Annotated in this window: 7 protein-coding genes; 2 read left to right on the forward strand and 5 right to left on the reverse strand. The window is 71.5% G+C overall.

Annotated features, from left to right (window positions below; genetic code table 11):
• Window positions 1-162: 162 nt before the first annotated feature.
• On the forward strand, window positions 163-1,413 hold the full coding sequence (locus tag ACQP2Y_RS32590) for a hypothetical protein (RefSeq protein WP_433719434.1): 1,251 nt from the start codon (window positions 163-165) through the stop codon (window positions 1,411-1,413).
• 5 nt (window positions 1,414-1,418) lie between these two features.
• Here ACQP2Y_RS32590 and ACQP2Y_RS32595 read toward each other — a convergent pair whose 3' ends face one another.
• The 5 genes from ACQP2Y_RS32595 to ACQP2Y_RS32615 form a co-directional block, all read right to left on the reverse strand.
• Window positions 1,419-4,592, reverse strand: coding sequence for an ATP-binding protein (locus ACQP2Y_RS32595; protein WP_433719437.1), 3,174 nt, complete (start codon window positions 4,590-4,592; stop codon window positions 1,419-1,421).
• Window positions 4,589-5,221 (reverse strand): hypothetical protein, encoded by a 633-nt coding sequence (locus tag ACQP2Y_RS32600; protein WP_433719440.1) that lies wholly within the window; start codon window positions 5,219-5,221, stop codon window positions 4,589-4,591. Before ACQP2Y_RS32600 ends, ACQP2Y_RS32595 begins: the two co-directional genes overlap by 4 nt.
• A gap of 22 nt (window positions 5,222-5,243) precedes the next feature.
• Window positions 5,244-7,181, reverse strand: a complete 1,938-nt coding sequence (locus ACQP2Y_RS32605; protein ID WP_433719442.1) for a tetratricopeptide repeat protein — start codon at window positions 7,179-7,181, stop codon at window positions 5,244-5,246.
• Window positions 7,182-7,323: 142 nt separating this feature from the next.
• Window positions 7,324-8,463, reverse strand: a complete 1,140-nt coding sequence (locus ACQP2Y_RS32610) for a tetratricopeptide repeat protein (protein WP_433719444.1) — start codon at window positions 8,461-8,463, stop codon at window positions 7,324-7,326.
• A gap of 1,687 nt (window positions 8,464-10,150) precedes the next feature.
• The gene (locus ACQP2Y_RS32615; RefSeq protein WP_433719447.1) at window positions 10,151-11,614 is read right to left on the reverse strand and encodes a 5'-methylthioadenosine/S-adenosylhomocysteine nucleosidase; all 1,464 of its coding nucleotides are present in this window, start codon (window positions 11,612-11,614) and stop codon (window positions 10,151-10,153) included.
• A 56-nt stretch (window positions 11,615-11,670) separates the two neighbouring features.
• On the opposite strand from ACQP2Y_RS32615, the gene ACQP2Y_RS32620 reads away from it, so the two are divergent.
• Complete coding sequence (locus ACQP2Y_RS32620; protein ID WP_433719449.1) at window positions 11,671-12,192, forward strand: hypothetical protein; 522 nt, start codon at window positions 11,671-11,673, stop codon at window positions 12,190-12,192.
• The last annotated feature ends 46 nt before the right edge of the window (window positions 12,193-12,238 follow it).

The raw sequence follows: 12,238 nt of genomic DNA on the forward strand, positions 1-12,238 counted from the left end.
ACCACCGCGCCGGCGCCGGGCACCCCACACATGCTGAGGCGCGGTTCTACCGTATTTCCACCGTCGGCCGGTGACCGTCGCCCGATCGGGTCCGGCCCGGTCTAAGCTCCGGGCGGTCGAGTCGCCAGCGTCCCTTGTCCCTCCGCGAACCCGGACGGTCCGATGACCCAGCAGAGCGCACGCGTGGATGTCCTCGTCATCACCGCGCTGAAAAAGGAGTACGACGCCGCGAAGGCGGTGGCCGGGATGTCGCCGTGGCAGGAGCACGGGGCCGGCGGCCCGGAGCCGTACGCCACCGCCACGTACGAGCCCGGGACCGGGGTGCGGCTCTCCGTGGCGCTCGCCCGCCCGATCCGGATGGGTGGACGGGGCACCAGCCCCATCGCCACCGCGCTGACCGAGAAGCTGCAGCCGACCTGCCTGGCCATGAGCGGGGTGTGCGCCGGCAATCCCGGTGACACGGCCGCGGGCGACGTGATCATCGCCGCGCCGGCCTACGAGTGGGACGAGGGCAAGGACTACGGCGACGTCTTCAAGGCCGATCATCAGCAGTTCCCGCAGGACGCCCGCTGGGCCCGGGCGGTCCAGGACTTCGATCCGTCGGGCCTGCCGAGCCACGGCACCGCGACCGAGGAGGAGGCAGCGCTCTGGTATCTGGAACAGCTCCACAAAGATCAGGACCCGCGGAAGCATCCGGCCCGTGAGCGCTACTTCCCGCGCGGCACGTGGGGGCCGCGGCTGGAGCAGTTGCAGTCGGCGGGTCTCATCACCCGGCAGGGTGCCGGCTGGGCGCTGACCGAGGCCGGCCGGACCCATATCGGGCGCCGCCTGTACGACGACGTCGACGGGCCGGAGCGGCTGCCGTTCGTGGTCGTCCCGGGGCCGATGGCCAGCGGCAGCGCCGTCATGGCCGACCCGGGGATCTGGGACCGGCTCGAGGTCACCCAGCGCAAGATCCTGGCCCTGGAGATGGAGGCGGCGACCATCGCCACGGTCGCGCACGAGCGGCAGGTCCCGCACTGGCTGGTCGCCAAGGGCGTGATGGACCACGCGAACTTCGACAAGGACGACCGGTTCAAGGCCTTCGCCGCCAAGGCTTCCGCCGAGGTGCTCTTCGCCCTGCTGGGCAAGCTCTTGCGGGTCGCGGCCGCCCCGGCACGGCCGGTGCCGCCGGCCGCGGAGCTGCCCGGCCGGGTGAAACTCGAGGTCGTGCGGCGGCTCACCTACGACTGGCAGGACCTGGCCGACGTCGTCGGGGTGCCCTCGTACGAGGTGCGCCGGTTCCGGTCCGGCGACGAGCCCCGTGAGCTGTGGGGCTGGCTGGAGAACCGGGGACGGCTGTCCGACCTGCCCGGCGCCCTGGAGGAGATCGGCCGCGCCGAGCTGGCGGCGCTGCTGCGCCCGTACGAGTAAAGGCCTCAGGCCCGCGCGCGGGCCATGACCTCCTCGTCGGTCAGCGGGCTGCTCGGGTGATGGCTGAGGCACATCGGCGTACGCGTCTTGTGCGGCGCCTCGCCCTCCAGCGCGATGTAGAACTCGCCCGCGGTGAGGTTGCCGATGTCCGGCACGTCGCCGCCCTTGACCTTGGCCATCTCCCGGGCGGCGTCGATCTGGATGGGCACGCTGAGCCGGCCGAAGAAGTGCGTGGCCGCGTTGCCCGGGATGCGGTTGTGCAGGTTCTTCGGCGCCTGGGTGGCGAAGATCAACCCGAGGCCGTACTTGCGGGCCTGTGACGCCAGGGCCAGCGTGCTCTGGGTGCACGCGGTCATCGCCCCGGACGGCGCGAACGTCTGCGCCTCGTCCATCACCAGCAGGCCCAGCAGCGGGCGGTCCTTGGCCGGGTGCTTCTTGATCCAGGCGAACAGCCCCATCTGGAGCTGATTGACGAACCCCTGCCGGGCGTCGTCCGCGGGCAATCCGATGAGGCTGATGACCGAGATCCGGGCCCGCTTACCGGGCGACGGGGTCAGCAGGATGCCAGGGTCAGCCGGAGTGCCACCGCCACCGAACATCGGATCGTTGTCCATCGAGGCGGTCAGCGTCTGCGCGAGCCCGGCGGCGATCTTGGTGGCGTCGTCCAGCCCGCTGACCCCGTCGGGCAGATCGGACAGCAACGCGATGAGCGCCCGGATGTCATGGCCACCCTGCCGGCCGAAATGCTCCACCGCCCGCCGCAGCACGGCCGTACCCAGATGCACCCTGGACGTCCGGCCGACCAGGTTGGCCCGCGGAGCCAGGGCGGTCACCGCGGCCTCGACCGCCGCCCCGAACTCGTCCGGATCGTCGAGCACGCTGGGGAAGTCAGGCAGCGGCTGGAAACTCAACGGCCGCCCCGACTCCCGCCGCGGCGTCCAGGTCAGCACCTCGGTCCCGGCCAGGTAGCGGGCGGCCCGCTCGGCATCACCGGGACGCCAGCCGGCCGGCGGCTCCGGCCACGGATCCCCCAGCCGCGCCAGGTCGTTGTTCGGATCCAGCACGATGGCCGAGACACCGAGCAGCGCGCACTCCTCCACGAGCCGGCGCAGCAGCACGGTCTTCCCGGAGCCCGACGCGGCGAAGATGGCCGCATGCTTACGCAACGCTTCGAGGGACAGCGGGGCGGGCGCGTCGTCGTCGACGCCGTAGCCGATGGTGAAGGCGCTCGTCCTCACCTCCGCCTCATCTTGCTCAGGCACGCGCTCCGGCGGTTTGGCTTCACCGGTCCAGGCGTCGGCGTCGGCCAGGGCTTCCTTGAAGAGGGTGATCTGCTCGGTGGGCCGGTAGCGCACGAGCCAGGCATGCAGTTGCGCCGGGTTCTCGTCCCGCAAGCCGTGCAGGGCGGCGAGGACCCGCAGGTCGGAGTCGTCGACGCTGAGCGTGACGCCGCCGTCGCGTTCGAGCTGGCGGACGACCTCCTGGGTCTTGGCGGACTGACTCCAGGGGCCGTTACGCAGGAGGAAGAGCTTGCGCTTGGCGACGTCCGGATTGAGGCCGGCGGCGGTGCGGGCCCGGCGGATGCGATGCAGCGCGGCCACACCGTGATGGGTGTCGCTGATCGCCCGGAACGACCAGTGCATCTGGTCCTCGGTGCGGGACTGGTCGGCGGAACGCTCCCGCTCCTCCTCGGACCGCTCGTCGAGGTTCCGGCGAAGGCGAGCATGAAGATCCGGCTTCGAACTGGGCGGCGGATCGATGCTGAACTTCTCGCCACCATCGCCGCGCTCGACGATCCAGGCCTGCAGACCGGCCGCGAGCAACGCCGGGAACGTCCGGTCCTCGGTGTCGTGTTCGAGGGGCGAGGTGATGTCGGCGGTGCGCTTCAGCTTCTCGAAGCGCGCCTCGATCCGGCCGAGCTCGTCGTCGGAGATGCCGGGGGCCGCCCGGACCGGCGCCTTGGTGACCTGATCCTCGGTGGGGGCGTCGCGGAGGTGGCTCAGCTCCCGCACCTCATCGTCGATCAGGCAGGCCCGGATGTGGCGATCAATGGCAACCAGCAGGCGCCGTGGGGTGTACTCCGTGGCTTCGTCGAAGACCCGCTCCTTGATGGGCCACGTCGGATAGGGCGGGGTGAACGAAATGACGCTGAAGCGCGCCGCGAACCGCTTCTCGATGAGCTCGCGGGCGATCTGCGGCGTGCGGATTCCCTGCAACGCCATGCAGCGACGGAACCTGTCGGGGAACGACTGGGGTGCGCGCGCCGAAATCTGATTCCAGGTCGACGAAAGACTGGCCACCACCGTCAGGGTTCGACGCGTGGTGTCCCGGAGATCGCTCAAGCCGTTGGCCAGGCCCGCCGCCACCACTGCCTGTCGCAGATCTGCCTCACCTGAGGATGACTTGGCCAGGTCCTCCTGCAGAGCCGACTGCGCGACGGCGGTGTCGATCTGGTCGAACGCGATCACCGACGGTCCCGTCGTGGCCAGCAGCCAGGAGATCTCATGAACGATCTCCTGAGCTGTCCGGGATTTGTTGCGGATACCCCAGGCCTGACGTTCCCCCTCCGTCCCTTCCCCGCTTCCTGCGAAGAAGTTGTCGGCGATGTCCTGGTGCTCCTCGTTGTCCGAGGCCCGCAAAGCCAGCGCTCGCAACGTGTCTCGGCACTGGTGGGCGACGTGGCGATCGTATTCCCGCAAGCCACCGACGAAGGCGTCAAGCGCGGCCCGGTTCAGCTCGGTCTCCCCGATCACCGCACGGCGGTCAGCCCGTGGCGCACCGATACGTGAGGCCAGGCGGCGCAGCAGCAGCCGGAGCTGGGTCTCGCCGTTCGGCACCTCCCGGGCCATACCGTCGAGCAGAAAGACCAGCAGGCCGTCCCAGAAGTCCCGGCCGTCGAGGAGGCCGATGAGGAAGAAGTACCCGCCCTGTTGCTGCACCTGCTCCCGGATCCACCCGAGCAGATGGGTCTTCCCCGTGCCGTGCCGTCCCTCGAGCACCAGGCCGATCGGGCTCGCGTCGGCGCTGCCCTCAGCCTCCGCGATGCCGTCACGCACATCGCGGACCATGGACTCGTGCAGTCCGTCCACATGGAACGGCGAGCGTCGCCACACGTCGTCCGGCGCCAGCACCCAGCTGAGCCGGAGCGCGGCGAGTACGGTGCGCTCCTCCTCGGTCATCGCAGGCCGATCGCCAGCTTGTGCCGGTCCTCACCGCCGACGTGCACGGCAGCCTTCCGCTCCTCGGCACCGATCCGGTGCCCGAACGGCTCCGGCTCGAGCCGCACGTCGGGAGAGTCGAGCAGCCGCACCAGCGCCTTGTCGACCTCGGCCTTCGAGGCGTCGCCGATCAGCGGCCGCAGCTCGGTCAGGTTGACGTAATCTCCTGGCGCACCGGCCAGCTTCGTGTAGGCGGCCCGGATCCGGCTGTCCAGGTCCGTCGGCTCGGGCTTCTCGATCACGGCCGAGGTGCCGTTTCTCTTCGCCAGCAACAGCTTCTGCTGCGCCACCATGGCAGCCCAGAACAGCTGCCGCTCCCCGGCCGAGCGCTTCGCGCCTTCCCCGGCTCGGCCCTGGTCGATGGTCAGCGCCTCGCCGAGAACCTTGCTGCCTTTGTCGGTGATGACGTGCCGGTAGGGACGGGGCTTGGTCGTGGAGACCACGTAACCGTCCGCGTTGAGCTTCTCGTAGTCCGGACTCTTCAGCCGGACCTCGTAGATCTCGAACATCTCGTTGTTGGAGATCTCCCGGCCCTCCGCCTCCAGGATGATCAGGTAGGCGTATTCCGCGGCGGTCAGCTCGGCGGCCATCGATGGTCCTTTCCACGTACGGTCAAGGGGTCTGTTCCGGGGTGACCAGCTGTCCGTCCGCGTCCAGGCCGAAGGCCCGCAGCCGGATCAGCGACCGATGCTCCTGCGCCGTGTAAAGGGCGATCAGCCGCTCCGCCGCCCCCGTCGTGCCGGCGTTCAGCTCGGCCTTGAGGTTCTTCTCGTCGCGCAGCTCGAACAGCAGGGTGCAGAGTTGCAGCGCCGCCTCGGGCCGGCCCTCGTCGACCGCCGCCCGCAGCTCGGCGATCTCGTACGTCGCGGCCGCGCGCCGGGCCGAGAGGCGATGGATCTTCGCCAGGCGCAGGCCGGCCGCGCGGTCCCCGGCGTCGGCGCGGTCGCGCAGCAGCTCCACCTCGCCCCATGCCAGGTAGAGGTCGGCCAGCGCCTCCGCCGCCCGGACCTCGCCGCGCTCGGCACGGTCGCGGATCTCGTGCAGGCAGCCGCGTTCCACCAGGCGCTCGATAAGTCTCTCGGCCGCGATCGCGTTGCCGGCGTCCGCTTCCCTGCGCAGCTCGTCGCATACGCCGCCATCGGCAAGGATCTCGGCGACCACGCCGGGTATGTCGCGGGCACGAGGATCGATCGGCGGACGGACCTGCTGGACACGCCGCCACAGCTCCTGCACGTGCGTCAGCTTCTTGCCGGCCAGCATGTCCTGAGGGTCTGTCTCCAACCGGTGGCGAAGGACCTCGACTGCCCGATCGAGCCTGTCCTGCCGCACGAACAGGTCGGCCAGCTCGACCGCGGCGCGGCCGTCGTCGAACTCGTCGACGAGCCGGGTCAGCGCCCGTTCGGCGTAGCAGTAGCCCAGCCGCGCGACGGCGCTCGCGACCAGGCGCCGAAGATCCTCGGGCCGGTGCAGCTTCGTCACCAGTGCTTGCCAGGCATGATGCGGGACAGGCTCGGTGCGTCGCTTCCGCCGCACGTGCTGAGCCAAGTAGTCCGCGATCGTGTAACCCGCGAGTGTGCCCGCGCGTCCGTCGTCGACCGGAAAGAGGGGCGACACATCGCCGTAGAGCGGTTCGGTGGCATGCGGTAGAGCAGCGGACAACCAGTAGTCCACCGATCGAACCCGCTGATGCGCCTTCAGGTAGCCGAACATGGCCCCGGTCAGCACATCTTCGCTCAGGGCCGACTGCACGCCGAGCCGATGCGCGTCGGCCGCGGCGCTGATCATGGCCTTGGCGTAGGCGTTGGCGGGCTGCTCCCAGCACATGACCAGCCGTGGCCCACCGGCGAGCACCTGGGTGAGGCCGACCTCACGCGCGTCCAGTGCGTCCCGGATCCGCTCATCCTGCTCGGCGATGACCTCGGCCTTCGACAGCTCCTCGGCGTTCAAGGCATCGGGCACCGAGATCGGGAAGGCGCTCTTGACCAGCAGGTGCACGTCGTCGCGGCCGGCGGTCCACTTGGCGTACTGGTCCGGCCAGAGTGTCCCGACGACCAGGTTGCCGTGGCGCACCAGCGCACGCACGCATTCCGCGGTCAGTGGCGGGTGACCGCCGAGATACTGCTGCAATTCGTCGAGCCAGAACACGGTCTCGCGCGGTGGTGCGTTCTTGACGTCGAGCAGCGCGGACGCGTCGGCCGGCTGCACCAATCCCCATTCCGGCACGAGCTGATAGATCGCCTCGTACAAAGAACGGGTCTTGCCGGTCGAGGAACCGCCGACCATGACGACGAAGCTGCCCCGGTCGGGCAGATTGGTGGCCAGCGCGGTCCGCAATTGGAAATCGAATTCGCGTTCGACGTAGGTGGGGAGGTCGTCGTCGCTGCCCACCATCGGAATGGCGCTGTGAATCCCCAGCTCACGGGGGATCGCCATGTCGACGCGCAGCCGGTCGAGCGACACTAGGGAATCATCCCGGGAGCGAATTGCCACATCCGCACGCGCCATCGCCTTCTTTCCAAGCCCGGAAAGGGCCGAGACGGTTTCCTGCACCCGCGATCCGATGATCGGCGGCCGACGATGGAGCGAACGCTACCGCACGATTGGATAAGATCACCAGCGCTGATTCAGCGCGGAAAGCGGCGGGTAACCGGGGAATGCTGCCAAGCATTTCTACCGTTTCTCTACCGCATTCCTACCGGCGCAGGCCCTCGGCCTCCGCGCGCAGCTCCGCGACCTCCGGCCGGGCCAGCACCTCGGCCGGCAGCGCCGCATAGACGCCCACCGCCTCCTCGACTGCCGCCCGCGCCTCCTCCACCGCTCCGGCCGCCTGCCGCGCCACGGCCAGCACGGTCAGTCCGGTGGCGAGATCAACCGCGTCCAGCTCGCGGCTGAGTGCGGCCGCCTCCCCGGCCGCCGCCACAGCGTCGTCGGTGCGGTCCAGAGTTAGCAGCGCCCGGGCATGACCGGTGAGCGTCGCGACCAGGTGGACCCGATGCGCGGCCGGCCGTTTCGCCTCCAGGCGGCGGTAGACCGCGGTCGCCTCGCGGTAGGACTCGGCCGCTTCGGCGTCGCGGCCCAGCGTCAGCTGGACCTTGCCCTGGTTGTTCAGCGACGACGCCAGGTACGGGTCATAGGTGGCCGGGTCGTCGGCCGCGAGCCGGCGGCGGATGGCGACCGCCTCGGTCACCGTGCCGAGCGCCTCCTCGGCCTGCCCGGCGGCCAGTTGGTCGACCGCGTGATTGTTCAGGCCGATGGCCAGATCGGCAGTGAAGACGCCAGGTCTCGCCGCGGCCAGCCGCCGCCGGATCTCCACCGCCTCGGCGGACGCGGCCAGCGCCTCGGCCGTGCGTCCGACGTGGAACAGCGGCTCGCTGAGGTTGCTCAACGCGGTCGCCAGGAAGTGCTCGAACGAGTCGGGTCGCAGGTCGGCCAGCTTGCGGAAGGCCGCCACCGACTCGGTCATCACCTCGGCCGCCTCGGCGTAGCGGCGCAGCCCGTCGAGCTGCATTCCCTCGTTGACCAGGGCGGCAGCCACCTCGTGCAGGTACGCGTTCGGATCCTGCGCGGCCCGGCGGCGGTAGATCGCGGTGGCCCGGCGGGCGTCGGCCAGCGCTTGGTCGTACTGTCCCAAGCTGTGCCGCCAGGATCCGCGGTTGCCGAGCGCGCCGGCCAGCTCGGTCTCGTACTGGTTCAGGTCGGCCTCGGCCAGGTCCTCGTAGAGGCGCACCGACTCGGTGCAGGCGTCGACCGCTTCCTCGTGGCGGCCGAGGGCGGCGAGGACGGTGCCGAGCGTGGACCACGCGTACGCCAGGTCGGGCTCGTGTCCCGCCACCTCGCCTCCTCGGCACTGGCCAGGGCCTGCGACCGGCGGCCGACGTCGAGCTCGGTGTGGGCCAGGTTCATCAGCGCGTGGGCGAGGTCCGCGTCCGGCTCGCCGGGCGCGGCGGCGACGCGGTAGCACTCCACGGCCGCGGCCATCTCGGCGCGGGCGGGGTCGCGATGGCCGGTGACGTTGAGCCGGTAGCCGAGGTCCGCATGCACGTCACCGCGTTCGCGCGGGCCGCTCGCGGCGGCCAGCCGTTGGTCGGCGAGCCGCTGCTGGACGGCCAGGGCGGCGACGTCCAGGTCCAGGTAGCGGCCCTTGGGCAGGTGCTCCTCGATCTCGGCGAGCAGGTCCAGGTCGATGCCGTCGGCGGCCGTCAGGGTGCCGAGGCTGTCACCGCCGGCCTCGACCGCGAGCCGCGGGTCCGCGCGCAGCACCGGGTAGAGGTGGCCGGCGCCCACGTGCGGCCAGCGCAAAGTGGCGGCGGCCAGCGTGGACACCGCCCGCCGCAGCCACGGCCGGGGCGAGCCGTCGTCTTCGCGTCCGAGCAGCCGGGTCAGCAGCGGCCCGGCCCACTCGCCGGCCGGATAGGCGACCCCGTGCCCGTCCAGGGTCAGCGCGACGAAGTCCTCGGCCAGCCGGTCGGGGTACAGCGGCTCGCACCGGGCGGCGGTGGCCTCACTCGGGTAGCAGGCCGCGTGGTCGTCGGCCGCGACGGCGGGATCAACGCCGTCCGGCAGCAGGTCGCGCAGCAACGTGACCGCGGCGTCGACCGGCTGGGTGCCGCACAAGGTCGCGATGAAGACCACCCGCTTCATCGCGTCGGGACGCAACCGGCCGCCGGCCGCGTGCCGGTCGGCCCAGTGCAGCTGTTCGCGGTCCAGCAGGTAGAGGGTGAGCCCGCCGAGGTCGGTGGGCAACGGCCGGTCGCGCTGCCGCGCGTCGACCGCCACCAGAGCGGCCATGTGCACGGCCAGGGTCAGTCCGAACTCCGGGCCGGCGAGCAGATCCACCGGTACGGGCACAGCAGCGCCGTAGTAGGCGAGGAAACCGTCACGGGCCGCCTCGAACATCTGCCGGCGCGCAGCACCGGTGGCGTCGAGCGAGGCCAGCCGCTCGTCCGAGAGATCCAGCCGCCCAGGGTCCAGAGCCGTCGCGAGCCCCCGCCAAGCCGCGTCGGTGCGGGCGAGGAACAGCACTCGTACCGGCACAGTCGCCTCGGTCAGCAGCCTGTTGTCCAGCAGCAGCGCCAGGGAGGACAGCGGCCAGCGGTCGGCGTAGTCGGCAATCAGCAGAATCCCGGTCGCCCGGCCGGCCCGCAGGTCCTGACTGCCGGGCGGCGGCTGAACCGGGCCGGCGCCGGTGCTCGCCGAGACGACCAGCCAGCCGTCGTCCTGCGCCCGGCCGGCCACCTCGTCGGCGAGGCGGGTCTTGCCCTGGCCGCCGGGCCCGCACAGCCAGCGGACCGCGATCGGGGCCGGGCCGGCGAGCCACTGCCGGTACTCGGCCAGCTCGGTCCGGCGACCGGTGAAGGTGACCACCCGGTGCCGGGCGTTCAGCAGGCGGCTGGGCAGCTCGGACAGCCACTCGGCGGACGGGCGCGCGGCCCGTTCCCAGCGGGTGAGGAGGTAGAGCGGGGATCCGTCAGCGTCGACGTGCAGGTCGGCGCCCACCGTCCCGTACGCGTACCCCATGGTCAGCGACGGCCGTGAGCGGCCAGCAGGCGCGCGGCCAGCTCGGCGGCGACGTCGCCCGGCAGGGCGGCGAGGTGGCTCGCCGGGACGGATTCCTCAGCCGGCACCTGCAGTGGACCTCGACCGTGTCCCATCGACGCCGACTTGCGGGGCAGCGAGTCCGCCCGGCCGACGCTGAGCATGATCGTGGGTTCGACGGCCAGCGCGAGCGCCCAGCGCACCGGGGACGGGAGGTCGAGCTCGGTGAGGGAGGCGATCATCCGCTGCAGACAGGCGATGATCCATTCCTCGTCGAGCACCGCGCCGAGCGAATCGCCGGGCAGCGGTTCCCAGGCCGACCGCTGCCCGGAACGGCTGACCACCCGCCCGGCGGGGCCACTGCGGTAGTCGGTCGTCCAGGCCCAGGCCGCCCGGTCGTCGTGACCGGTCACCAGCTGTGTCCCGGCCGGGAGCTCCCCGGCCAGTCGTGGGGCCAGCTCGCGCAGCCGGCGCACCTCGATCAACGACGACTCGGTCGCGGGCACCAGATGCAGCTCCAGGGCGGCCCGCTCGAAGGACGAGGGCCGGTTGACGAAGTCGGAGCGCCAGGTCACCTGGGGTGGGCGGCTGACCTGCCGCCACTCCACCGAGCTGGGCGGCTCGGCGGTGTGGACGTACATGTTGCCGTGCATGACCCCGAACGCCGTGCCGCCGTTCGCGGTGACGTTCTGCACCGACCCGGGGCGTTCCTCGGCGGGCCGGGAGAGGAAGTCGGTGATCACCACGGCCGCGAACGCAGCGGCGTTGCGCGCCGCGCGCGGCTGCGAGCCACCGGCGTCTGCCTCGGTCTTCCCCCCATCGGCCTGGTCGCTGATGCCCCGCACGGTCAGCATCCGGACGCGACCGACGTGGGCCGCACGGGCCGTCCCGGCGCTCTCCATCTCGATCGCCACGGCGTCGTTGTAGTGGTCCTTGAGCTGCTGGGCCAACGGTGTCGTCCGCGAGTTGAGCACCACCTCGCCGGCCGCGATCGGCGCGAAGTGAACCTCCGGTGCACCCGGGCGCAGCTGGAACTCGCGGGCGACAACCCGGGCCCGCTGCAGCAGCTCGTGGTCGGCGTCGAACGAGCGGGGCCGCGCGTAGGACTGATCGTCCTGCTCCTTGGCGCCGTGGACAGCGAAGACGCGGGTCGCGACGACCACCGAGCCGAGCGCGATCTTGTCGTTCAGCGCACCGGCGACCCCGACGAAGAACAGCGCCTCCGGCCGGAACAGGTCGATCGCCTCACCCGCCACCAGGGCCGCGTCCACATTGCCGGCCCCGACCTCGGCGATCGCCACCCGGGCCCCGCCCAGCGTGCCGACCTCGTACTGCGTGCCGGACCGGGCCGGTCGCCGGCTCAGCCCGCCGAGGTGCTCGCGGAGCGCTGCGTATTCGAGCGACAGAGCGGTCAGCACCACGATCCGCGCACCGTCGTCCGTGCTCACTGATCCCCACTCCGCCGCCGGCCGGTCTCCCAGCCTACCGGAGGCATGATGGACCCATGGACGAGCAACGGGTCGTCGCCCGCGGCGGCACCGCGTACGCGGTCATGCACGCTGACCTGCACATCCACGGTCGCGGCAAGGCCTCGTACCGGCTCACCCGGATCGAGCCGCAGCCCGCGCAGACCCCCGTGCGACCCGACTGGCCCGGCACGCGACTCGCCGCGCTGTGGCTGCACGGGCCGGACTTTCCCCGTACGGGTGACGCGGCCGAAGCCGCCGCCGCCGACCTCGCCCGCAGCGGCTGGGTGGTGTTGAGCGCGCGGATCGAGCACGGCACCGCCGAACACCCGGCGCAGCTCGTGCCGCCCGGCGCGCCCGGCGTGGTGATCATCGTGGACGGTGCCGACGACTGGTCGGTGGCCGAGCTGTGCTGGCTGCTGAGCAACGCGCTGGTGCACGAGCCCGGGTTACCGGTCCGGTTGCTGCTGACCGCGAGCACCATGGACGGCCTGCCGGAACTGCGGGCGGCGCTGGCCAACGTCCAGGCCGGAGTGAGCGCGCTGCCGGTGCCGGCCTGAGCCCGGCGCCCGCCCGGTGTTCATCGCGGCAGACCTTGACCCGGGA

This window comes from Actinoplanes sp. CA-051413, from assembly GCF_050955795.1.
Taxonomy (GTDB): Bacteria; Actinomycetota; Actinomycetes; order Mycobacteriales; family Micromonosporaceae; genus Actinoplanes.